At 36.4% G+C, this 24,847-nt stretch carries 14 protein-coding genes and 1 pseudogene; 8 read left to right on the plus strand and 7 right to left on the minus strand.

What is annotated here, in order from left to right; translation table 11 throughout:
* Positions 1-270: 270 nt before the first annotated feature.
* Together QNJ50_RS15185 and QNJ50_RS15190 are read left to right on the plus strand one after the other, a co-directional pair.
* Positions 271-2,859, plus strand: coding sequence for a M1 family metallopeptidase (locus QNJ50_RS15185; protein WP_300636611.1), 2,589 nt, complete (start codon positions 271-273; stop codon positions 2,857-2,859).
* A gap of 590 nt (positions 2,860-3,449) precedes the next feature.
* Entirely contained in the window at positions 3,450-3,965 is a 516-nt protein-coding gene (locus QNJ50_RS15190) for a hypothetical protein (protein WP_300636637.1), read from the plus strand.
* A gap of 628 nt (positions 3,966-4,593) precedes the next feature.
* On the opposite strand, the gene QNJ50_RS15195 is transcribed toward QNJ50_RS15190, so the two are convergent.
* From QNJ50_RS15195 to QNJ50_RS15205, 3 genes are all read right to left on the minus strand, one after another.
* Positions 4,594-5,634: a hypothetical protein gene (locus tag QNJ50_RS15195; RefSeq protein ID WP_300636613.1), complete on the minus strand. Its 1,041-nt coding sequence runs from the start codon at positions 5,632-5,634 to the stop codon at positions 4,594-4,596.
* Positions 5,635-5,645: 11 nt separating this feature from the next.
* Complete coding sequence (locus QNJ50_RS15200; RefSeq protein ID WP_300636615.1) at positions 5,646-5,906, minus strand: hypothetical protein; 261 nt, start codon at positions 5,904-5,906, stop codon at positions 5,646-5,648.
* Between the two features lie 1,244 nt (positions 5,907-7,150).
* Positions 7,151-7,294 (minus strand): hypothetical protein, encoded by a 144-nt coding sequence (locus tag QNJ50_RS15205; RefSeq protein WP_300636617.1) that lies wholly within the window; start codon positions 7,292-7,294, stop codon positions 7,151-7,153.
* 1,451 nt (positions 7,295-8,745) lie between these two features.
* On the opposite strand from QNJ50_RS15205, the gene QNJ50_RS15210 reads away from it, so the two are divergent.
* On the plus strand, positions 8,746-10,290 hold the full coding sequence (locus tag QNJ50_RS15210; protein ID WP_300636619.1) for a serine protease: 1,545 nt from the start codon (positions 8,746-8,748) through the stop codon (positions 10,288-10,290).
* Positions 10,291-10,393: 103 nt separating this feature from the next.
* Here QNJ50_RS15210 and QNJ50_RS15215 read toward each other — a convergent pair whose 3' ends face one another.
* Entirely contained in the window at positions 10,394-11,875 is a 1,482-nt protein-coding gene (locus QNJ50_RS15215) for a serine/threonine-protein kinase (protein ID WP_300636621.1), read from the minus strand.
* 752 nt (positions 11,876-12,627) lie between these two features.
* Here QNJ50_RS15215 and QNJ50_RS15220 point away from each other — a divergent pair.
* Positions 12,628-13,536: a hypothetical protein gene (locus tag QNJ50_RS15220; protein ID WP_300636623.1), complete on the plus strand. Its 909-nt coding sequence runs from the start codon at positions 12,628-12,630 to the stop codon at positions 13,534-13,536.
* A gap of 121 nt (positions 13,537-13,657) precedes the next feature.
* Positions 13,658-16,186: a hypothetical protein gene (locus QNJ50_RS15225; RefSeq protein ID WP_300636625.1), complete on the plus strand. Its 2,529-nt coding sequence runs from the start codon at positions 13,658-13,660 to the stop codon at positions 16,184-16,186.
* Positions 16,187-16,540: 354 nt separating this feature from the next.
* Here the strand turns inward: QNJ50_RS15225 and QNJ50_RS15230 are convergent, their stop codons facing one another.
* Both QNJ50_RS15230 and patD read right to left on the minus strand, forming a co-directional pair.
* Positions 16,541-18,220: an ABC transporter ATP-binding protein gene (locus tag QNJ50_RS15230; protein WP_300636627.1), complete on the minus strand. Its 1,680-nt coding sequence runs from the start codon at positions 18,218-18,220 to the stop codon at positions 16,541-16,543.
* Between the two features lie 375 nt (positions 18,221-18,595).
* Complete coding sequence (gene patD / locus QNJ50_RS15235; protein ID WP_300636629.1) at positions 18,596-18,973, minus strand: heterocyst frequency control protein PatD; 378 nt, start codon at positions 18,971-18,973, stop codon at positions 18,596-18,598.
* 310 nt (positions 18,974-19,283) lie between these two features.
* Between patD and QNJ50_RS15240 the strand changes: the two genes are divergently transcribed.
* Complete coding sequence (locus QNJ50_RS15240; protein ID WP_300636631.1) at positions 19,284-21,563, plus strand: bifunctional (p)ppGpp synthetase/guanosine-3',5'-bis(diphosphate) 3'-pyrophosphohydrolase; 2,280 nt, start codon at positions 19,284-19,286, stop codon at positions 21,561-21,563.
* 520 nt (positions 21,564-22,083) lie between these two features.
* On the opposite strand, the gene QNJ50_RS15245 is transcribed toward QNJ50_RS15240, so the two are convergent.
* Positions 22,084-22,722, minus strand: coding sequence for a DUF938 domain-containing protein (locus tag QNJ50_RS15245; RefSeq protein ID WP_300636633.1), 639 nt, complete (start codon positions 22,720-22,722; stop codon positions 22,084-22,086).
* A 177-nt stretch (positions 22,723-22,899) separates the two neighbouring features.
* On the opposite strand from QNJ50_RS15245, the gene QNJ50_RS15250 reads away from it, so the two are divergent.
* Together QNJ50_RS15250 and QNJ50_RS15255 are read left to right on the plus strand one after the other, a co-directional pair.
* A complete protein-coding gene (locus tag QNJ50_RS15250; RefSeq protein ID WP_300636635.1) occupies positions 22,900-24,135 on the plus strand; it encodes a pentapeptide repeat-containing protein in 1,236 nt (411 codons plus the stop codon).
* Between the two features lie 304 nt (positions 24,136-24,439).
* Positions 24,440-24,571: pseudogene (locus tag QNJ50_RS15255) on the plus strand (ArsR family transcriptional regulator); the annotation flags it as partial.
* Positions 24,572-24,847 lie beyond the last annotated feature (276 nt).

Raw genomic sequence — 24,847 nt, forward strand, 5'->3', positions numbered from 1 at the left:
AACGGAGTTAAAAATCGAGATGAAAGAATTAATAACATAGCATATGCTTGTGGTTTTGAATTAGTTTAAGCAGAAGAAAATATTTAAACTATTCACATCAAACTATTTATATGCGCCAATATTTATTGAGAACGGGGCAGACAGAATTTAAAGGGGAAAGAAAAATTTAACCATACCTTTATTTTTTGCCAAAATACTTAGCAAGTGTTCTTATTTAACCCCATCAGATCCGCATTTCGTTGCTAGAAAAAATCATAGTTAGAAAAATCAATGCTGAAATCTTATTTCGATACGGAAAATAACCGTCATAAATCTTTTGAGTTACCGGGTTCAAAACCTCAATATAATCCCGACCGTCCGGGACAAGTAGAACATATTTTTCTTGATCTCAATTTGGATATTCCCAATCAAAGTTACCAAGGCAATTGTAAGATTACCTTAAATCCTATTCGTAACAATATTGACCGTTTGACTTTAGATGCTGTCAATCTCAACATTAAATCTACACAGGTCAATGAGAGCCAGCAAAAGTTTGACTATGATGGTGAGAAGCTAGAAATCGAGCTTAACCAAAAAACCCAAATAGGTAAACAGATAATTATCGACATTGCCTATTCTGTAGATAAACCCCAACGGGGAATTTACTTTGTTGCACCAGATAAACACTATCCGAAAAAAAATACCCAAGTTTGGACTCAGGGTGAAGATGAAGATTCCCGCTATTGGTTTCCCTGTTTTGACTACCCCGGACAATTATCAACTTCAGCAATTCGCGTCCGCGTACCCAAATCATTTATTGCTGTTTCCAACGGTAAACTAATTGCTGAGGAAGTAGATGGAGATCAAAAAATCTATCATTGGTCCCAGGAAGAAGTTCATCCGACCTACTTAATGACTTTAGCAGTCGGTGATTTTGCTGTCATTAACGATCGCTGGAATGATATTCCAGTTAGTTATTATGTAGAAAAAGGTAGAGAAGATGACGCCAAGCGCACTATGAGCAAAACTCCCAAGATGATGGAGTTCCTGAGTGCTAAATATGGTTATTCCTATCCTTATCCCAAATATGCTCAAGTCTGCGTTGAAGATTTTATTTTTGGCGGGATGGAAAATACTTCCACCACACTTTTAACCGATAGGTGTTTGTTGGACGAAAGAGCAGCATTAGATAATCGTTTTGCAGAAAGTTTAGTCGTTCACGAACTCGCACACCAATGGTTTGGGGATCTAGTTGTAATTAAACATTGGTCCCATGCTTGGGTAAAAGAAGGAATGGCGACTTATTCAGAAGTCATGTGGACAGAAAACGAATATGGAGCCGAAGAAGCTGCATACTATCGCTTAAAAGAAGCCCGGAGTTATTTAGCTGAAGATAGTAATCGCTATCGTCGCCCAATGGTAACTCATGTTTATCGGGAAGCCATAGAGTTATACGATCGCCATATTTATGAAAAAGGTGCTTGCGTATATCATATGATTCGTGCTGAATTAGGCGACGAGTTATTTTGGAAAACAATTCAAACTTTTGTCGGCGATAATGCCCATCAAACCGTAGAAACAATAGATTTACTACGGGCTATTGAGAAAGCGACTGGTCGAAATTTAATGTTTCTCTTCGATCAATATGTTTATCGTGGAGGTCATCCTGACTTTAAAGTTGCTTACTCCTGGGATGGAGACGCAAATTTAGCAAAAGTTACAGTTACTCAAACCCAAGCAAAAGCAGATGGTAACAGCAAGGATTTATTTGATCTAAAAATTCCCATCGGGTTTGGTTATAAGCAGCAAGAAGAGCCAACATCTAAAATTTTCACTGTGCGGATTAATGAACGCGAACAAAGTTTTTACTTCCCTCTGGACTCCAAGCCTGATTTTATTAGTTTTGATGCAGGCAATAATTTCCTAAAAACTGTATCTTTAGAGTACTCAATTCCAGAATTAAAAGCACAGCTAGAATTAGACCCCGATCCTATCTCTCGGATCTATGCAGCTACAGCTTTAGCAAAGAAAGGTGGCTTAGAAGCCTTGAAAGCATTAGCAGAAGCTTTGAAAAACGATCGATTTTGGGGCGTCCGCGTTGAAGTTGCAAAACAAATTGCCAAAATCAAACTAAACCAAGCTTTTGATGCTTTGATTGTTGGTTTAGTAGACCAAAATGCTTTTGTACGCAGAGCAGTAGTTCAAGCATTAGCAGATATTAAAACCTATGACAGTTACAAAGCTTTGAAAAATTTAGTTCAAAATGGGGATAGCAGTTATTATGTAGAAGCCTCCGCAGCCACTGCTATTGGCTCGATAGCCGCAGCTTCAGGGGAAGATGAAAAACCCAAGGAAGAAAAAGTTATCAAGTTACTCAAGTCTGTCTTACAAGAAAAAGCTGGTTGGAATGAAGTAGTCAGAAGTGGTGCTATAGCAGGTTTAGCCGAACTGAAAACTAGTGAAGCAGCTTTAAATATATTGATGGAGTATAGTAAGCCTGGAGTACCCCAAGCACTACGTTTATCTGCAATCCGCGCCTTGGGTAAAATTAGCATCGGTCAAACTCCTGCAAATTTAGAAAATATCTTAGACAAGTTAAAAGAACTGGCGAAAGAAACCTTCTTTTTAACTCAAGTTGCAGTTGCAGTAGCTTTAGGACAAATGGAAACACCCAAAGCGATAGCTATTTTGCAAACTTTGGCAAATCAAACACCAGACGGAAGAGTGCGTCGTCTTGCAGAAGAGCAAATCCCCAAAGTACAAAAAAATATTGGCTCCGATAGCGCTGTGCGTAAATTACGCGAAGAACTCGATCAAATAAAAAAGGAGAACCAGGATTTAAGGAGTCGTTTAGAAACTTTAGAAGCTAAGTCAAAGTAGCAACTTAAAATTTGGTTAACGATCTATCTTTTGGATTCACTTTTAACCAAAAGGTCGGACATTTAGGTAGAGGTGCGATATATCGTATCTCTACATTTTATGTTTAAATTATTTTAAATTATTTGTATTTACACAAACAGATTTAAGAGTATTATGAATTTATCTTTCGGTATCTTTATTTCAAGTTTTAAATGTAAATTTAACTTTTGATTAACGAAACTTAAAACCTTAATTCTAATAGATATTTATATTTTATGGTCACAACTAATGTATAAAAATATTACCTTATTGACTTCTGTTGAATCATTGTGCACCTGAGTTAATATAACTCATCTGTATGATTGCAATCATCATAAAAGATTATGGTCATAAATTTTCATCAACTAATGATAAATTCCTTATAATCTTTCAATAACTACAATACAGTCGATAAATAGTTTAAAATCACATCACTTATTAAAGCAGCTACCCAAGTAATTTAAGGATATAAATATTACATTTATTCTGATATCAAAAAAACAATATAGAGATAGATAATTTCGCGTAAGTGATGCTACTATTTACGACGGTACTTTCAGCAATCGGAGTAAATCATGAATAAAACACTGCGCAATATACTTGTTGGGACTGGAATTGCAGCTGTTGGTGCAATCGGTACTAAAGCAGCGGTAGATTATTTTCAAAATCGCGGGAAAGAAGAAGTTATTGATGAGAGTGAAGGCGATGCTGAAGTCACCTCACCAGAAGAGGTTGCTTATGCAACTGTAGAAGAAAGCTCTGTTCAAGAATTTTTAGATGTGAGCTTTGGTGATGCTGGTCGTTATGTCCCCAATCGTCCGCCCAAAATTTTTGACTATCAAGGTGAACAATATATGGTTATCTGGGCGTATGACAATAAACAAGAAAAAAATCAAATGTTGGCCTTTAAATATACTGATGCAGGCAGAAAAATGATTGCTAGTGTTGGTTACACCGGTGAAAAAACAGACTATAACTTAAATCTTGAAGATACTCCCTTTGCTATTGATGTAAATGGTAACAAATTACAATCCGGTCAGTCTGAAACTGAAGGTAGCGAGGATGTTGACTTTGTTTTAGCTGCTTGATTTAAAATTACAACTTAAATCTACCAGAAGTAATGGTGGCTGTAACAGCCACCTAATTTTATATATTCATTATCTTTAGGTATTAACTTATCTTATTGTTAGGCAAAGAAAATTAAAGAATGTCTGTCGTAAATATAACTAGGACAAAGTATTTTTTCTTGTGAGGTCTTTTGGAAGCTTTGAATTCTATTGGTGAAGCGTACTCGAATTGGCCACGCCCTAAACATACCATAGGTGTGCGCACCACAGGTTATATTTTGACTCAAGCCTAGCGCTGCAATTAGGGTATATTTTGGACAAATTCATACCTAAATTCTTAGATTTTTGCCATTGCTTGATTTGATTTTGTCCAAACATATACTTAGTATAAAAATAATTATAGGTTTTTTTGCAATTGTTGTGGTGTAAAAATAAAAGTGAGGAAATTGCAAAAAACTCCCAACCCTTGTTCGGTCAAAGTTTTGGAGCACTTGTCACCCCGTGAGCGAATTTACAGTGATTCTTTCTGCAAAATGTAAATCTCTAAAATGGCAGTAACAAAGGATTAAATCCAATGTTTGTACAATTTTAGAGATTTAGATTCAACTGGTTTTAACGGGCTCGGGTAACTAAAACATATAACACTAAGCTAATTAACTGTTTTTTCCTTAGCTGCATCCATCTCCCAGGTGTAATAGCCTATTTTTTTCGGTACCCTAGAGAATCTACCGATACGATAACCTCTAGATAATTCATTGAGGACGGCACTTTTAATTTCTCGCAATTGTTGCTCGTCTAAGTCCCCATAAAGCCCAGTGATAATATCAGCCACACTGAAAATTGTTCCTTTATTTTCTTCTAGAAAATCAGAAATGGCATCAATTAAGAATTTACCTTCATAGGCTCTTAGCATTGGTATACGCCTAGTTTTTGGCAGTACAAAAGGTTTACGTTTCTTTTGTTTTGCTTTAGACTTTGATTTACCTTTTTTGAGCGGTAACTTTTCTAAATCAAAGGTGTAACAACCAGGTTCCTCGGGAACTGCAGACCAATAAGTCTTTTCTTTCCCGTGGGTTAGAGAAGATTGAACTCTCCCTTTGACTACTTTAAATAAGTTTGGCTCTAAATCTCCGTAAAGCGATCGCACAATGAAATCTATATGGCATACTCCACCAATGTGCTCTTGCAATAGCTTTTCTATTGCTTGCATTCTGGTTAGAGTTTCATATTCAGCAACCATTGGAATATCAGGAACCAACTGCTTAGATTTGTTACTTTTCTGAACAGTTGGAATTGCACGTGCAGGAGAAGAAACATCTGAATCTTGGGAAGAACCCGAACTTTTTCCTAATTCTTGCTTGGTTGATTGTTGAGTATCCTCAACTGCTTTGTTCGCTGCTGCAAGAGATTTTGGTAAAGAGTCACTGCTGCTAATAATTTCCTCAGTCGTGAGGGATGCTTCAGCGACACTAACTGGTGTTGCATCTAGTAAAGTTACAGAATTGTTTCCATTAAGACCATTGACATCGCTATTATTTGTTAGCAAAGCTTCTACATGAGCTAGTTGCGAACGTGCATTTTGATATAGAGTCTCATACTCTTTGACCAGACGAGCATAATGGTCTCGTAATCCTAGCAGTGGTTGTATAAAGTCTTGGGGGGGAGGTTTTAATTGTCCTTTTGAATTCATATGTCTTTAAGTTAAAGTTGTGTTCTATCGTCAGTTTCACCTTTATAGGTCATTGGTACCGGTTTAGCACGCTTATTACTAGATCTAAAGCGTGATTTCCCAGATGGCTGAGGTGGACGGCACTTTTCGCAATATAGTGGGCGAGGTCCAAAAGTTTCCCTCTCTGTAGGAGAGTTGCATTGCTTACAGACAAAATGAAAAACTCTAGTATGAATCAGACGCTTGTGTGCTCTGACCGTATACTCCTTAACATTTACGTACTTGCTTGCCATAATTGAAAAATGTGAATTACGTTCTTACCAATATAATTATTCAAACCGACAAAATTGAATCCAGGTATAAGGAAATCAATATTTGATTTTACGACTGAATAAATTTATTGTTAAAAAATAGTTCCTTAACATGAAAATAGACTGGCGACACAAAGGTTAATCCTCTATCTAACTTGGTCAGGACAATGATCGAAGGTCGAGTCTGCTGGGTAAAATTCCAAGAAACTAACCTCCAAAATGTTGGTGAGTATAATTACTAACTATCTGATGCTTTGAAACACTCATCCCGATAAAAATTTACTATATTTCACAACTGCAGATACACTGAACTAGCCTTTTAAACTACTCTTTTGTAGGCAATAATCTTGCTCGGTGAAGTACCCTCTCAATATATTAAGTCAAATCTAACGGCATAGTGGATAGATAATAACTGATACTGGAGAGTGAAGACTTTTGCCAATACTGAAAAGCAGAATTTACAACAGTTTTTACAAGTTAGAGAGCTATATCAGTTCGTATATAAGCACTTTCTAATTCACTACTAACTTATAAAAGCATTTACTTAGACAGTATATGAATTATAAGACTTAGAGTAAAGATAGATCAAAATAATCTAAGTTAAATTTCATCATCTTCAATCTTTCACTTCATAAAGTGTCAAATCTGAATATATAAGCGCTGAGAAAAAGCCACATTTGGCTTGGGATAATTTTGAGAATAAAACAGCTTTTCCCATTGTGAAAGATCTGGTATTTAGTTGTGTTGACTATATGTGAGAGCATTTTTGAAATATAATTTTCCTCATTTACATAACTATTACAGCTTTTCAGCAAAGCTTTTGTTGAACTGGCTCTTGTACCACTTTAGATCTGGATGAAGGGTTTTCAAGCTTGCAATAATTATTCACTAGCGTATAGCTATTCAGCATCAGTTAATGCCTATTAGCAACCCTCAAGCCTGATTTATATTGACATCTATGACCTTATTTAGCAAATACCTGGAAGCTAAAAAATTAAACTAGGAAGTTTTGCTCGCTTTCCAAAAACCTACTTGAAGTTTTTAGCGAAAATCACGAGGTAGAAGTTCCTTATTTACTAATTGTAGCTTCATAACAACAGTACTATTTTGTAATGTTTATTATTTGCAATGAGTAATACTTGGTTCATTTTTGAGTTCTTAATTCCAGAAATAACTACCTTATCTAGCTGGGTCGTCAAAAATTTCAAAACAAAAATTTCAAAATATCAAGCTCCCTCAATTCCCATTTTGCAAATAAATTGCATGGAACACATCAAATATCTTTCTTGAAATTCTACCTGATTCACCATACTAAGTGCTTTGCCATGAATCAGGTCAAATATATTTTGAGAAAAAACCTGTTGGTGCATTTTATTCCCGAAATCCTCAATTGTTTTTTGGTGAAGCGTTATATCTATTATGCAAATAGATCTACTATGAGTCATTAATATATGAAAATAATCAGCAGTTTTTGATTTTACAAATTTTGATTTTACGAAGTCTCTAAATTTTACCTGAGAGGTACATCAGAACTAATACAGATTCAGAACTAATACAGATAAAGAGAATCCCAACTTAGCGAATCTGAATTTGTAGTGACTACAAACGAATTACTAGGGTACCGAAGTCCTGAATCAATCAAATTGTGAGAAGATTTCATATTGAAAAGGCTATTCTTAAAATAGGGTGTAGCATTGAGATAAGTAGATTAAGTTGAACGATTGCTAGTTAAAGTTGGCGCTAAACTTTAACCCTCTAAGACAAACCAGAGTTTGGTGGGGAAAAGTATTAACCATATCGTCCCACTAAAAAAGTATGATTTCTCTCAATAGAGAACCATTACCTTGAAGAGAGATTTACTTCACCGACATCTTGTAGTACAAAACTAAGAAATTAATCCCTAATTTGCACTGCTCCATGGCTACTAATTCAGTCATACTAGTTGATTCAGTTACACTAAAGTAGTAGATACAACAAAGCTGAACCAATCTAATATGTACCGTGCGTATACTATCCACCTCACGCATATTTAGCAAATGCTAAGGTACATAATAATCAGTTCACAAAGCATTTTAAGTCAGAGTGACAGGCAAATACTGCTTGCAATCGCTTTCTTAAAAATAGCTTGTGGATGGGGTAACACACTAATTTGAACTTTCCTCTCTTTTATGAAAAGGAAAATTAAATTTGAGTCTAGTTTTTAGCTCAATACTATATTATTTATTATCTTACATTTAATTATGCATAGCTACTTAATCAAGCATTATACTTTGCAAATATTCTTTAATCAGATCTCATAAATCCCAATAATCTTCAATAAATATGCATAAATCACTTTTTATTATCGGATAATCTAATACAAATTAAAGAGATTTGCTGTATATACAAAAATCAATCAAAAATATTCGCGAAATTATAAATTTATAATTGGTGTTATGGGTGTCTTGATATTAACATAATTCAAAAATCATTTATTTCGCTAAAATCATTACCTGGGGCGTAAAATAAAAGTTACTCATGGATTAATGATGATTTAGATTGAAACACAATTCTAAAATTTTTAAAATTTCAAATATAAATTAAATTATTATAAATTAATAAACAGGTATTATAATTTTATTTTTATTAAAAGCTAACAATTATTACAATATTTTTTTTGCATTTATAATACTATCAAATTTAGATATTTACAAGTATATGCATGACATATATTTCAACTAACAATTTTTGGTCTGGGAGAGTTATTCAGATAGAAAACAAGGAATAAATTATATTATATAGTTAAGTATTTATTTATAGGGAAAATTACGGAATTCAATAAATGAGACACAGTTATTCATTGTATCCTATAGTTGTTGGCACATTAACGATATTAGCTACACCACAAATAGTAATAGGCTTATCTGATAGTGAAGTAGAAAAAATTGCTCGAGAAATTACAGTATTAATTGATGGTAAAAATCAATCTGGCTCAGGAGTACTTATTAAAAAGGAGGGTACAACTTACACTGTCTTGACTGCCCGACGTGTTGTAGAACAAAAATATAAATACACTGTTATGACCCCAGATGGGAAACAACATGCAATACAGTTTAAGGACATCAAAAAAATACCGGATGTAGATTTAGCTTTGCTGGAATTTACAAGTAATAATAATTACTCTATTGCCAAAATAGGAAATTCCAGTACAACTGCTTTAGGAGCAACGACTTATGTTGCTGGTTTTTCCAAAGCCGCAAATAAGAAAAAAACTTTGCCTTACAATTTTCCCCCAGCAGGTAAAATTACAGCAAATGCTTCCCAAGCATTACCAGGAGGTTATGCTTTAGCCTACAGAATAGATGCTTCACCAGGTATGAGTGGAGGACCAGTATTGAATGAGAAAGGTGAAATTATTGGAATCCACGGTTTTGGAGACAATTCTCAAAACCAAGAATTAACACCCAAACCTACCGGAGCTTATCTAAAAACCGGGAAAAATTTAGCTATTCCCATCAGTACTTTTTTACAATTCTCTAAAAATGCTGGGATTGATGTAGGTTTTGTTTCCCCTAATACTCGTTCCACTAATAAACATTCTACAAAATCTAAGGCAGATAATTTTTATATCAAAGCTTCAGCCGAGGTTAAATCAGGAAACTTTCAAGAAGCAATTGCTGCTTATAACCGAGCAATCAGCATTAATCCCCAATATACAGATGCATATAACGATCGCGGTGTAATTCGTTCTGCTTTGGGAAGTTTATCAGAAGGAATTAAAGATTTCGAACAAGCCGTACAAATTAACCCTCAACATTCTACAGCTTATGTAAACTTAGGTATTGCTCGTTTAAAATCGAAGGATTACGAGCAAGCCATTACCAATTTCGATCAAGCTTTGCAAATAAATCCTAATATTGCTGATGCTTATCTCAACCGGGGTAAAGCCTATTTGTACTTGGGAAAAAAAGAAAAAGCAATTGCTGATTACGATCAAGCTTTAAATATTAAGCCTGACGATGTACAAGCATACGATAGCAGGGCTATAGCCCGATTTCGTCTAGGAGATAAACAAGGGGCAATTAAGGATTTTAGTAGAAGTTTAGAACTCAATCCTCAAAATGCTAAAGCTTATTATAATCGTGGCGTTGCTCGTTCCCGCTTGGGAGACGATAGAGGAGCGATTTTTGATTACGATCTGGCATTAAAAATTAACCCTGGCTATGCACAAGCTTATGGTAACCGGGGTCTAGCTCGTTTGCGTTCTGGTGATAAAAAAGGAGCAATTCAAGATTTAAAAACAGCTGCAGATGTTTTTCGCAAGCAAGGTAAAGAAGATGATTATCACAAAGCTCAAAAGTTAATTGAGAAGCTTCAGGAGCAGTGATCCAAAAGATTGTACTTTTAAATATCAATCATCCAGTCCATTACTAAAGTAACAGTTACAATCCTGAACCCAGGGGAGATATTTACCAATTCATGATTAACAGCTATCTGATTTCAAATGATTCAATCATCTGATTCACATCTTGAATAAAAGTATCATATTCATCAATTGTTGCTGTGTATGTAATAGTATATGCCCTGTCACCTTTCAAGGTCCAAATCAATAAACTTTTAAAAGTTCTTCCTCTATCTTCATGAGTATAAATTAATTTATTAGCAGGCCTATAGGCTAAAGTTGCTGTATCATTTTTAACTATTTTTACTTCTGGAAAATTATCTTTGATTATATTGAGAAATAATTCTTGAGAATCTTCTAAAGTACCTGGAGATTTCCTCACACTAATAGTTAAATGTTCGAGAAAATTATCTTGAGAATTCTGATGGGGTGAATTAAAAATAACAACATTTGTAGCAATTGGATCTTCTATATCTTGTGCTTCCCAAATGGTAGGATATTTAATTTTGATACCCCGAGTCTCATTTTCATAAGTAGAAAAAGTTTCTACAGGTTGTGCTATTTCCAATTGTTCGTTTTGAGGACTAAATTTGTTCCAAACAACAAAACCTGCAGCAAGACTTGCAGTGACGCCCAAGCCTATAAATATTTTGATAAGCTTTGAAGAAAAACGAATTGGATTACCACTCTTGTTTATTTTATTCTGCAATGGATTACCATAAAGAGTCTTTGTGCACATGACAGGAGCAGAAAGACTATTTAAAGCATCAAGTACCATCCTTGCATTACGATAGCGTTGTCGGAAATCATAGCGTATCATCCCATCCAAAATATCACCTAATTCTGGATTCACTACGACATTTAAGCTATGACGCCAATCAATCTCCCCTGTTTGGTGATCCGTCACTAAGTTGTGAGGTGTTGTTCCAGTCAAAGCCTGAATCGCAATCACTCCAAGCGCATAGATGTCACTATTAAATTGAGGAAAGCCTTGTGCTTGCTCTCCTGGCATATAACCACGAGTACCAATTGCCACACTGTAACTGGTACCTCCTTGGGAATTGATCATCTGGGTACTAATTTGTTTGACAGCCCCAAAGTCTATTAAAACAATTGTTCCATCTGGACGACGGCGAATGTTTGAAGGTTTAAGATCTCTATGAATGTGATTATTATCGTGAACAAATATTAAGACCTCTAAAATATCTTGTAAAAGTTTAATAACTTCATCTTCACTAAACTTTTGTCCCGAGAGTAATTCTTGTTCGAGGTCGTGACCTTCTATATATTCTTGCACCAAATAGAATTGTTGCTCTTCTTCGAAGTGCGCCAGCAGTCGTGGTATTTGCTTGTGAACTCCTAACTTTTCTAAGGTTTGAGCTTCCCGATGAAACAAACGTTTACCAGCATCGAAAGTTTTCGAGTCGGTAGACATCGGTTTAAATTGTTTGACAACGCATTTGGGATTTCCTGGACGCTGAATGTCTTCAGCTAAGAAAGTAACCCCAAAACCCCCTTGCCCCAGTAATTTAATCATACGGTAGCGTCCACCCAGGGTTTGATCCACCATGAATTGCATGAATTATCTCAGAAACTATTACTCGTATTTAATGTTGATTTTCGCATAGAGACTTTCCCTGAGGATTAAAGTTACTTCATAAATTACTAAAATTTAACTATAAATCCTAAATTCTTTGCTCAAATTTATCAGGCGATTGTTTGAATTAATTTTGATAGTATCTTATAGGTGCTTACGCGTAAAAATCGAACGATTAAATCAGGATCGACATAATTTTTAAATATTGAATAACAGGCACATCTAGGAATTATTGTAGAGATTTTCCTCTCGAGGGCCATCCTCCCAAGGGGACACTTCTGTTGCTGTAATACCTTATTGACTTCAAAAAGCTATACGTTATGCGTACTTTTCAAAACTGGGCGTATTTTACACAACTTGATAGATGCTAGTTTATACTTGAAAATGAATTTGAATTTATAGCAATCCTAAATCATTAATAAAAAGCGCAAGCGGCACATTTTGCACTGACCGTATGATCCTAAGGCGATCATGTCGTTCCTCTAGAAGAATTTATTCATTCACGCATCTGCAGAGGTGCGCTATATGATACCCATTTACATTCTCTATGGTTGAGTAAAAACACAGTATTTATCTAATTTTTGTCGATTAAGTATTGTTCTTAATTTCAATGGATAGTTATGAGTTAGCTGCAATATTATACAGATTAATATATTGTTGTTATGTAAAAATTACTAGCCTGTAATTTATTGGTTATTTATCCTTGAATTTGCTAGGTCAGAAGGATGTTAAATAAATCTATTAAATCTATTTTTCTTGTAGCTGTAATTGCAAAATGGATGATTGGTTCTGCTTCTGCAAGAATATCCCAAAATGAAATATTTATAGCAAGAGAGAAAGTAGATGACCGTCAAGAAAAACAATTAGCTGAAACTGCTTTATCTCTCGGTAATGATAATTTGATCGTTGCTCAAAATCTGAGCCAGGTAACACGTATCAGGACTAACATTATTACTCAGCTTATTGAAAATGTGTTTAAAGGAAGTAAAATTTATTTACATAATCTTGGTTCAAAAAAGGGTAAAAGTTGGCATCAGAAAAATGCTTCTTATATTCAATTAAGTAAAACTTTAGGTGGGAAGAAACAAAAGTTCGATATTCCCGAATCAACTGTCAGAGCTCGTGCTTATGGAACATTACGATATTATGTTGACAATATTAAGCTTTCACGACTCAATGTTACGAAAGAAAAGAATACTTTCAAATTGAGTTTGTTTTTTGAAAGCAATGGTACTGAGTTGAAAGGTTTCCACACAGGTAGATTTGTTGACTTTGGCGACCGAGGTGCGCCAGATATTCAAATGAATAATATGCGATTGGATGTTTATCTCAAACCTGTAAAGGATAATCTCGGTCGTTTGAGTTATGATGACATAGATGTAAAATTTGATGCTGAAATTCAAGCAGGTGGAGTCTGTAATATCAAAGGTACAGATATCTGCAATCGAATGTTTAAGTATAAAAAGCGTATTGCCTCAACAATAGAAAGTAATCTCCGCGCCCAATTGAATAATCAACGTACCCGCAAGCGGTTATCAGATTCATTAAATTCACAGTTAAGGAAATTTGGAATTGGTAGGATTACAGGTGTGAGTTTTCAAAAAAATAATTTAGTTATCCGTCACCGAAGTTAATCTGAAATGCTGAGATTTTGTATTTTGGAGCAAAAAATTTTCTTGTCCCATAATCACGGCATCGCTATCCTAAAAGGTATTGGCTGATTTAGTCAAATACAGTTGTTAGGGTACTAGTTCCATGGGATGGAAATCATTGCAAGAGCGCATTCATCAAATACCACTTGTCCTGGCAGGACCAATGGTACGATGTACCCAACCTGATGCCGTTACTGTTTGGATTGCTTTAAAAGAAAGTCATAATGTGACTTTAAAAATATTCGATTTGGATGGAAATATTCTATTTGCAGGCAGTCGAAGAACTATTCAAGTTGGTCAAAATTTACATATTGTTGCAGTAACAGCTAAAAATAATGTCAAAATTCTCGAATATGGCAAACAGTATCTTTACGATTTGGGTTTTGATGATGGCAGGAGTCTAAGAACGCCAGGTATATTAACATCAGAGGGTTCTGTCGAAGATATTGTTTACCCTGAATATCAGCTACCTAGTTTTCCCATTGTACCCAAAGCTTTACAAGAATTACGTTTGGTTCATGGTTCTTGTCGCAAACCACATGGTGAAAGCATAGATGCTTTAGCTAGTCTGGATAAAATGATTGGCGAAGCATTGGCGCGAGATCCAAAAAAACGACCCCATCAATTATTTCTCACCGGCGACCAAATTTATGCTGATGATGTGGCAGATGTTTTACTATTTATGTTGATGGATGCTGAAAAGGCATTATTAGGTTGGTCAGAAAAGCTACCAGATGTTGAAAATCTCCAGCAGTTGAATCCCGGTCAAAGAAATAGTATCGCCACGCATATTGCTGGTCTTACAGCAAGCATTGGAAAAGTTGGCACAATTTCTAATCTCGCCAAAAGTCATTTATTCACCCTTGGTGAATTTTGTACAATGTATTTATTTGCTTGGAGTGATGTTTTGTGGGTGGAGCCACAAAATTTTCCCAATTTTGAAGATGTTTATTCCAATCTGGACTCTTCGATCCAAGGGATTTCTGAGGGAAGTAAAAGTACTTTTCAACAAGAAGTTAGATATATCAAGAAATTTTGGGCAACTCTTAAGCAGGTCAGACGTGCTTTGGCAAATATTCCCACATACACAATTTTTGACGATCACGAAATAACTGATGATTGGTATCTTAATGTAGCATGGTGCAATCGCATTTTAAATAAACCCTTAGGAAGAAGAATCTTACAAAATGGCATGCTGAGCTATGCACTTTGTCAAGGTTGGGGTAATACACCAGAACAATTTACAGAAGGGAAGGCTGGTTGGGGTTTACTTCAAGCAACCGAGTTATGGTCAAGATCTGCAGGAACAGATGGAAAACAAGAAGCAAATATTAGCAAACTTATAGGCTTACCCAATTTTGCTGAGATTACTCAAACTTATCCTCCAAGATTACCACGAGATCCCGAAGCATTAACTTGGCACTATATAGTAACTGGACCCAAGTATGAAGTTTTAGTGCTTGATACCCGCACTCAAAGGGAATTTCCTGGAAAAAATAATTTTGATTTTCCTGGACTTTTGCACGTTGATGCTTACGATGAACAAATTTCTAATGTACCCCGAGATCCAGACATTGAAGTTACTTTAGCGATCTCAGCTGGTCCTGTAGTGGGAGTTCCTTTTATGGAAAACCTACAAAAAGTAGCTAAAAATATATCTGAAAAGTTTGGTAGTGCTGCATGGGGTTTTGACACTGAGGCATGGGGATTAGAAGAAAGTGCATTTGAAAGAATATTGTCGCGTATGGCGTTAAGGGGACTACCAAATAAGCAAAATAAAGTAGTGATTTTATCAGGCGATGTACATTACAGCTTTAGTGCCCGTTTACAGTATCGTGCAACGAAACCTTTTGAAGCTACAACAAATATCAATATCGAACTTACGATCGCTCAATTCACGAGTAGTTCTCTCAAAAATGAAAAAAAAGGTATTGGTGGAAGCCATTCTTTACATAAGAAAGGTTTTGTTCCTTTCCGTTTATTGATGAATTCAGCAGGTGCAGGGGTTTTGGGGTGGGAAAATCCACAAAAAGAAGAACTAAGTCTGGGAGTTTGTTACACTGCAATTAATGAAGCAATGCAACCAATTCCATTAGTATCTTCTTGTAATAATCCAGCAAAGTTAGATTTATTAAAAAAACGCGGTGGCTTAAAAAAATTAGAAATTATTAAAAAACCTCAGTGGTGGTATCGTACTGATTTTATTGATGCTAAGCAGGAAAACATCCAACAAGATTTTCTTTACATAAATTCAAATTCTCAATATTCAAATTCTCAATATTCAAATCCTCAATATTCAGATACTAAAGATTCAATCTCAATTCCTACTCCTCTTCCCGGACAAAATCGTCAACCATTTTTACAGCAATATTTAGCGCTTGCGACAAATGAGCATCATCACGAATTTGGCAAAAATTATGGTAAAGAAATTGTTGGATTGAATAACATTGCCGAAGTTAATTTTGAATCAGTTGATGGAAAAGATATTGTTGTCCAAACCCTTTGGTGGCGACTGGAAAGTAAGGAAAAAGGTGAGCTTTTGCCACCTTTTCCTTTAACTAGATCTGAAGTTTCATTAGACTTTAAAGATCGGGATTATCCAATGGATGATTTACTCAGGGAATTGATGTAGCGATCGAGCAAATTTATTTTGCTGAGCGAGGATAAGAAGCATGGGAGTTTGGAGAGTTTAGAAAGCCTCAGGGAGACAAGAACTTTATTTTATATCTAAATACCCCACAGCAAAATCTAAGCTGTAGCTGTATTTTGTAATGCATTCAAGCGTTGGATGCAAGTATCTCCCGTTACTTTTCGACGAGAAAATCAGAGTAAACTTAATAACAAATCAAAAATCTTATTTATAGCTCATAACTCCTAACTCCCTTCCCACTTTGCTAACGCGCCCCATAATACCTACAGTACGCTACCGCTAGGTGCTAACATTACTCATTACTCATTACTTATTACTCATTACTTCCAATCTGCGTCACACTCTCGCAAGTAAAGGTGCAGCAGCTAAAAGAGTCTTGGTATACTCATGTTCGGGAGCAGCAAAAATTTCTTTGGTTGGACCAATTTCAACAATTTTACCTCCATTCATCACAGCAATGCGATCGCACAAAAATCTTGCAAGCCATAAATCATGGGTAATAAACAAATAAGTTAAATCAAATTCATCTTTTAACTCTAACATCAAGTCTAGAACCTGAGACTGGACACTAGCATCCAACATACTCACAGGTTCGTCACAAATCAATAACTTGGGACGAGTAATTAAAGCACGAGCGATCGCAACTCTTTGTTGTTGTCCTCCAGACAAGTCAGACGGGTAACGTTCGTAATAAATCGATGGGGGAGTTAAACCAACTTTTTCCAACATGGAAATGACTTCATCCTTCACCTGACTTTTTTCTGCAAGTTTATGAATGAGTAAAGGATCTGCAATATTTTGTCCCACTGTCATTGTTGGGTTAAGACAAGCATGGGGATCTTGAAACACCATTTGCATTTGTCGCCTTTGGGAACGAATATCGCGGCGGGATAAAGTAGTTAAATCTTTTCCTAAAAATTCAACTTTCCCATCTGTTGGTTGGAGCAACTGTAAGATTGTCCGCGACAAAGTACTTTTACCGCAACCAGATTCTCCAACTAATCCCAAGATTTCTCCAGGATATAACTCCAAATTAATTCCATCCACAGCTTTGATGGTTTGACCTTCTCCTTTAAATAATCTTTCTATAAGGTTTGGTTCAATGGAAAAGTGCTGACGTAATTCGCTAATTCGCAAAATAGGATTTTCAGAATTTGTGATATTATCATCGCTTCCATTAGTTCCTACAGAAGAGACTTGGGGTTGAAATTCACCATCATCTATAGTTTGTACGTGTAAAGCAGCTTCCAGCAAGGAACGAGTATATTGATGTTGCGGTCGCCCAAAAACATCTTTCGAAGCACCCATTTCTACGATTTTGCCATCATACATGACCCCAATATCGTCAGAGTACTCTGCAATTAATGCTAAATCGTGGGAAATTAGTAGCAGAGCCATATTTTCTTCACTACACAAGCGGGTAAGCTCCTGCAATATTTGCGCCGATACCGTCACATCTAAGCTAGTAGTGGGCTCATCAGCAACAATTAATTTGGGTTTGAGTAGTAAAGCTAAAGCAATTGCAACCCTTTGACGCATCCCACCACTAAATTCATGGGGATATTGACCCCAACGATTTGCAGGAATATTAACTTTTTCTAAAGTTTCAATCGCAACTTTTTTCGCCTCTTTGCGAGATAAATTTGGAGAATGGCTCAGCAAAGTCTCCAAACAATGATTGCCTATCGTCATCAATGGGTCCAGCCGTGTCATGGGATCTTGAAAAACTAAACCCACTGCTTCACCGCGAAATTTTCTTAAATCTTCTGGAGACATATCAAATACTGACTGTCCCTGGAAAATTACCCGACCTTCAACTCGGCTTTTTGGGGGTAATAACCTCATGGCTGCCCGTCCCAGGGTTGATTTTCCACAACCTGATTCCCCTACCAACCCCATTTTTTTCCCAGCTTCCAGAACAAAAGACACATTATCAACCGCCCAATGTGGTTTTTCATTACCACGATGGGGGTATGATACCCGCAAATTTTCAATACGAAATAAAGCTTCACTCATAGTTAGCGATCGATGATTAGCTAAGTGCTATTAATTTTTCGAGTTGGAAATTGCAAATACTGTAGCAGATTAAATATATTTATCTAGTAGGAGAAGTATCTTTTAGCTTTACCAGTAGTAAATACCTGTATTATATTTGATTTCTGGTTGTGAATTTCTAAGTACTGTTTCTGTGTAGTTTTTTTCTACTATTATGCAGTAGTAAGCTCAAGTAAAAAGCTCCAGATTTTCCCTAACCACAAAGTTGGATTTTGTTTTGTACTTAATCATACAGAAAACAAGTTTCAATTCTTTACGGGCTAAAAAAGACAGATAAAAACTGTGTACTTTAAAATACAAACAAAAATAAATATTTCAGTTCAATAGTGAATTTAATTACGAGTTTCCCCCACCCGTAGATTGTGTCAAATTATCGCAATATTTTAGTAGAGTACTTAAGCGTTTATGAATTGATTCTAATCGCCCTTTGAGAGTACCAATTTGGCGAGCGCCCTGGAAAAAAGTTATGTCCATTTCCAGCAATCGCATCTGTTTACTGATTTCTGTCAAATAAGATTGCTCTTGCTGAGAATAAGAATTATTGACTATATCTGTTTTTGCAGATAATATTTTTTCCAGATAAAAATGTTTCAAGGAAATAAAAGCTTGACGCAGTTTTTGTTTATCTATGTTCGTTTGAGAACTATCAAGTTCTTCACGTATTTGATTTAACAAATTTGCAAACAAGTTATATTTTTCAAAATAGAGAGACATCTAAGGCTAATTAGTATAGTATTAGAAACAAGTTATTTTTTTTTCACAATAAACTTTTTTGACTTTTTTACCAAATTTTCTGCCTGCTGTTGTTGGGAGGCGGATTTTGCAATTTATTTGCCATTTATCAAATCAAGAGATTATTATGCTTGAATCCCACACTATACAGGAATGAATAAGTAGTGAAGGGAAACTCTCACCCAAAGCTTTGTTTATCTAAATGCATTTGCAAAAGTATTGGGGGCAGTAATCTCATTGTTTTTGCCTAATTTACCAACTTTAAAACTGAGTACAAGCAAGTCTGTATAGTATGAACTGTACACTTACAACTACACCAATCGATATTCCCCTTCCTGAATGGTTAAAAGATTGTTTGCAAGCATCATCACAAGTAAGTGACGATGCCCAAAATCAACGCGAGTCCGAGCGCAATCGACTGATTGCGGGTGCTTTTGATTTTGCTTATCAATTGCATCAAGGACAGTATCGCAAATCAGGAGAACCATACATTATCCATCCCGTTGCTGTCGCTGGCATGTTGCGTGACTTAGGTGGCAGTGCTGATATGATAGCAGCTGGGTTTTTACATGATGTAGTGGAGGATACAGATGTAACCATTGAAGAAATTGAAGAACGCTTTGGCTCCGAAGTTAGTCGTCTAGTTGAGGGCGTGACAAAGCTTTCCAAGATTAACTTCAAGAATAAAACAGAAAGTCAAGCTGAGAACTTCAGACGAATGTTTTTGGCGATGGCGCGAGATATCCGGGTAATTGTGGTGAAGTTAGCAGACCGTCTCCACAATATGCGAACTTTAGACCATATGTCGGAGAAAAGTCGCCTTCGCAGCGCTCAAGAAACCAGAGATATTTTTGCTCCATTGGCAAATCGCTTGGGGATCTGGCGTATCAAGTGGGAACTGGAAGATTTAGCTTTTAAATATCTAGAAACGGAATCTTTTCGTCAAATTCAAAAATTTGTAGCAGCTAAGCGCGCCGAAAGAGAAGAGAGATTGAAAAAAGTCTCAGAAACTCTGCGTAATAAATTGGCAGAAGCTGGGATTAAGTGTTTTGATTTAAGCGGTCGTCCCAAGCATCTTTATAGTATTTATCAAAAGATGCAGCGACAAAATAAAGAATTTCACGAGATATATGACTTAGCAGCCTTGCGAATCATAGTTAATTCTAATGAAGAATGTTATCGTGCTTTAGCTGTAGTTCACGATTCTTTTCGACCAATTCCCGGCAGATTTAAAGACTATATTGGTTTGCCGAAGCCCAACCGCTATCAATCATTGCATACTGGAGTAATAGGACCTTGGGGTAGTCCTTTGGAGGTGCAAATTCGTACTCTAGAAATGCATCAAGTTGCTGAGTATGGTATTGCAGCCCATTGGAAGTATAAAGAAACTGGTGGTTCTCTAAATACTTCTTGGACTCCAGAAGATGAAAAATTTACTTGGTTGCGTCAGTTATTAGAATGGCAAAACGATCTCAAGGATGCTCAAGAATATCTAGATAACATCAAAAATAATCTATTTGAAGATGATGTTTATGTCTTTACTCCCGAAGGTGATGTTATTTCTCTGAGTCCGGGTTCTACAACGGTAGATTTTGCCTATCGTATTCATACAGAGGTTGGGAATCATTGCGCTGGGGCAAAAATAAATAGCAAAATGGTACCACTTTCATCTCGACTAAAAAATGGTGACATCATTGAAATAATTACAAATAAGAATTGTCACCCCAGTTTAGATTGGTTAAATTTTGTAGCCACTTCCGCCGCCAAAAATAGAATTAAGCAATGGTACAAACGCTCCCGACGCGAGGAAAATATTGCTCGTGGGAAAGAATTGTTGGAAAAAGAATTAGGCAAAAAAGGTTTTGATTCCGTGCTTAAGTCTGAACCAATGCAAAATGTGGCGCACAGATGCAATTATCACAGTGTAGATGATTTAATCGCAGCTTTGGGGTATGGCGAAATTACTTTAAACTTAGTCCTTAACCGCTGGCGAGAAATTATTAAAGCACAACAACCACTAGTATCTGAAACGGAAGAAATAGAACATCTGCCCAAAGAGAGCAGTAAAACATCACGAGATGCAGCAATTAAAACTTCTCGTGCTAGTGATTCTCCCATCATTGGAATTGAGGGTTTAGTTTATCATCTCGCAGGCTGCTGTACCCCAATTCCTGGCGAACCGATAGTTGGTGCGGTTACTCGAGGTAGAGGAATTACCATTCATCGTCAAGGATGTCGCAATTTAGAAACTGTTGACTCCGAACGTCTAGTACCTGTGAGTTGGAACTGTGGAACTGCGAATCGTCGATGTCGTCATACCCAAACTTATCCAGTCAACGTGCAGATAGAAGCACTCGATCGAGTGGGAGTTCTCAAAGATATTCTTTCACGTTTAAGCGATCAAGGAATCAATGTTCGTCATGCAACTGTCAAAACCGGTCATAATCAACCAGCATTGATTGACTTGGGAATAGAAATTAGCGATCGCTATCAATTAGAACAGGTTTTTAGCCAAATCAAAAAAATGAGTGACATTATCAATATTCATCGTGTCGGTCAAATCGACAGATAAAGTCGAAAAATAAAACGGACAGACAAATTAAAATACAGTTTGCCCTTAATTAGTTGCTGACTAAATTTTGGGGGTTCAAATCCAACTTGTTCAGAAATCTAAGTAATTGAGAAATCTGTATCTTTTAATATTATTCTGCCTTAACTAGCCTTCACTTGCTTTTCAAACACAATCAAAATCAAATATCAATTTTCAAATTCACTTATTTTTGTATGAGTACTAAAAAGCTTGATATCTAATTACCCAAGCTCGAAAATGAAAAAATATATAAACAAGTAATTACACTGATGCAAGAAGTATTATAATAAATGTAATACTTTCAGTGTAAATATTTTAAGTTTAATAAAATAAAAAAAATGGCCAAGGCTCTCACTCCCTGACCAAAATGCAACCAAGTTCTAAAACACACAACTAGTGAGGTCTACAACTATTGTAAACAAATACTTCCCCTTTGGTCTACTGCTTGCGGGTAGAAATATTGACAATTTTAGAAAAATGTTGGTGGATGTCACAAATAGTATTACTTGCAACGTTCAAATATGACAGAAATGTTATTAGCAGGCATTTGATATATTTTTTTCAATTTTAAATTCTGCTCATTGGCAGCAGCAATGGTATCTTCTAGATCTCGCACTCCCCAATCTGGATTTTGCATTTTTAGGTTGCGATCGAACGCTTCGTTGCTTGGTGCAGTGTGTTTACCACCTTGTTTAAAAGGACCATAGAGATAGAGAATACCCTCAGCAGGTAAAATACGACTAGCACCAGCCATTAGTCCCAAGCATGCAGACCAATCCGAGATGTGAATCATGTTAATGTTAACTATCGCAATAATTGGAAGCAAATCTGGATCGATTTGAGTTTCTGCAGACCAAACAGGATCGCGAGCATCAATATTAAGTGGTGGATAAAAATTATCTGTGGGGTTGTGTTGATACCAAGCATTGATACTAGCACGTAATTGGGGATTCGGTTCGGAGGTAAGCCATTTATGTTTATTTAGCTGAGGAGCGAAGAAAACAGCATGTTCCCCTGTACCACTAGCAATCTCGAGTACAGTACCGTTTGGTGGTAGTACTTGCAAAAGTACTTCTAGAATTGGTTGACGATTACGTTGAGTTGCATAAGCATACAATCTTGCATCAGATGATTTTTTCATAATTGGTTGAAGTAAGCTTAACGCGCCGCTATTAACAGTATCCCTGAAGGGAGAGAGGTACTTTTGCTGAATTTAGGTTTAATTCTAGGTTTTTTTGAATTACAGTATATTCCCTGATTTGTTTGACCTCATACAAGCTTTTAATTTTGATAAATATTAGTACTTTTGAAAATTCGTATGAGTAAAACTAAAGGTATTGCCTTGGTTCTGACAAATCTAAAAGTAGCTAGTCCTAAAACCTTGATTAATCTTAGCTCCCTTAAAAAACTTTGTATTTTATTGAGTATTGTAGGTTCTTTGTTTGTTGTGGGTGCGATAGTGATTATCTTGCCCAGATGGCAAATTAACGATGCTGGTATTGTTGATGAGGAAAAACGCTTAATCCAAGAAAATGCTAGCCGCACCATTATTATTCAAGGCTTAGGGGGAATATTTTTTGTTATTACAGCTTACTTTACATGGCGAAATTTAAAAGTTGCCGAAGTCAACTTAAAAGTCATAGAAGACAAGCAAATTACAGAACGCTTTGCTAAAGCCGTTGAGATGTTAGGACATGCAGATATCCATGTTAGATTGGGTGGAATTTATGCGCTTGAACGGATTTCTAAGGACTCCGATCAAGACTATTGGCAAATAATGGAAATTCTAACTGCTTATGTGCGAGAAAAATCTCATCAAAATAAACAAGGTACAACTAGAGCATCAATAGATATCCAAGCAATTCTAACTATTATTACCAGGAGAAGGAAAAACTATCAGCAAGGTGAAGAAAACTGCTTAGATTTGAGCGAAAGTAACCTAACTGGTGCAATACTTTGGGATAGCAATCTCAATGGAGCTTATCTGAGTGGTTCAATTCTCAGGAATGCTGACCTCAGTAATGCAAAACTCAGCGGTGCAATTCTCAGTGATACTGACCTTAAAGACGCCATCTTCAGGAATGCGAACCTTACTAAGGCTGGTCTGAGGGGTGCGATTCTCAGTGGTGTAGATTTCATGGGTGCAGATCTAAGTCAGGTAGAGCTTACGGGTAACAAGCTCAGTAAAATGGACCTTAATTATGCACAACTCAACGGTGCATACCTCAATGACACAGACCTGAGTCATGCAAAACTTAGTCACGCGAAGCTCAATCGTGCAAAACTCAGTCATGCAAATCTTAGCGGTGTGGACTTGAGTTATGCAGACCTTGAACGTGCATATCTCAGTGACGCAAACCTTAGTGGTGCAGATCTCAGTAACACAAACCTTAGTTGTGCAAACCTTAGTGGTGCAGACCTGAGTAATACAGATCTCACCAGTACAAATCTTAGGGATGCAAAAGGGTTAACTCCACAACAGGTAAGAGATGCTGCTCATTGGGAAAAAGCCAAATATGACCCTGAATTTTTCAAACAACTAATTTCACTATAAGAGCATTGGTGAGAACTTAAGCTGGAGAGCAAGATGTCAAGGGGTTTTGGAAGAAAAAGTTATCTGTCCTCTTTGTCGGTCAGGGAAAGGGGCAACAATCAATTTTTTGTGTTTGTTTTTCGCTCTCAATCAGTGGATGATGTTTCTTCTTCCCATGGTCTCTGTTTGTTTTCTTGCTACTCATTGCTTGGAAATAATTCATACACCAAGCTCAAATCTATCATTTATCAGCCTTTTAGCTGTTTATTGTCTTTTGTAAATTGCATCTTGACTTTTGGCGTTCTTCTTTAAGTTCTCACCAATGGGACTGACCCAATCCAACGTCTCTAACCACCTTGCGTGTCTGCGCAGCTGCGAACTAGTTGTGGGCGAGCAACAGGGACGTTATGTAGTTTACCGATTAAGCGATCCACGAGTAGCACAATTTCTTGATTGAGCAGATGAATTATTGGCAAATGTCGCAAAAGGAGTAGATAAGTGCGAACATTTATCAATGAGAAAATAATACCAATTCAATAAATGAATGATTGCAAAAGGTTCCTCGATAAAGATGTTCAATTGAACGTCTTTCAAGAAACACTTGTATCCCCTCAAAATTTCGGGGTAAGGGTTATTGAGGCATCCATGACCAACCAAATGGGTTAGAAGAAGATTTTTCCCGAATAATTGTCCCTAAAGATGGAACATTTTCAACTTGAGAAATGCGGTCACG

It is taken from the genome of Mastigocoleus sp. MO_188.B34, from assembly GCF_030065675.1.
Classification (GTDB): domain Bacteria; phylum Cyanobacteriota; class Cyanobacteriia; order Cyanobacteriales; family Nostocaceae; genus Mastigocoleus.

Coding starts and splice junctions, on each gene's coding strand:
- QNJ50_RS15185 (WP_300636611.1), top strand. CDS start 271: ATGCTGAAATCTTATTTCGATACGGAAAATAACCGTCATAAATCTTTT.
- QNJ50_RS15195 (WP_300636613.1), bottom strand. CDS start 5,634: ATGAATTCAAAAGGACAATTAAAACCTCCCCCCCAAGACTTTATACAA.
- QNJ50_RS15200 (WP_300636615.1), bottom strand. CDS start 5,906: ATGGCAAGCAAGTACGTAAATGTTAAGGAGTATACGGTCAGAGCACAC.
- QNJ50_RS15205 (WP_300636617.1), bottom strand. CDS start 7,294: ATGCACCAACAGGTTTTTTCTCAAAATATATTTGACCTGATTCATGGC.
- QNJ50_RS15210 (WP_300636619.1), top strand. CDS start 8,746: ATGAGACACAGTTATTCATTGTATCCTATAGTTGTTGGCACATTAACG.
- QNJ50_RS15215 (WP_300636621.1), bottom strand. CDS start 11,875: ATGGTGGATCAAACCCTGGGTGGACGCTACCGTATGATTAAATTACTG.
- QNJ50_RS15220 (WP_300636623.1), top strand. CDS start 12,628: ATGTTAAATAAATCTATTAAATCTATTTTTCTTGTAGCTGTAATTGCA.
- QNJ50_RS15225 (WP_300636625.1), top strand. CDS start 13,658: ATGGGATGGAAATCATTGCAAGAGCGCATTCATCAAATACCACTTGTC.
- QNJ50_RS15230 (WP_300636627.1), bottom strand. CDS start 18,220: ATGAGTGAAGCTTTATTTCGTATTGAAAATTTGCGGGTATCATACCCC.
- patD (WP_300636629.1), bottom strand. CDS start 18,973: ATGTCTCTCTATTTTGAAAAATATAACTTGTTTGCAAATTTGTTAAAT.
- QNJ50_RS15240 (WP_300636631.1), top strand. CDS start 19,284: ATGAACTGTACACTTACAACTACACCAATCGATATTCCCCTTCCTGAA.
- QNJ50_RS15245 (WP_300636633.1), bottom strand. CDS start 22,722: ATGAAAAAATCATCTGATGCAAGATTGTATGCTTATGCAACTCAACGT.
- QNJ50_RS15250 (WP_300636635.1), top strand. CDS start 22,900: ATGAGTAAAACTAAAGGTATTGCCTTGGTTCTGACAAATCTAAAAGTA.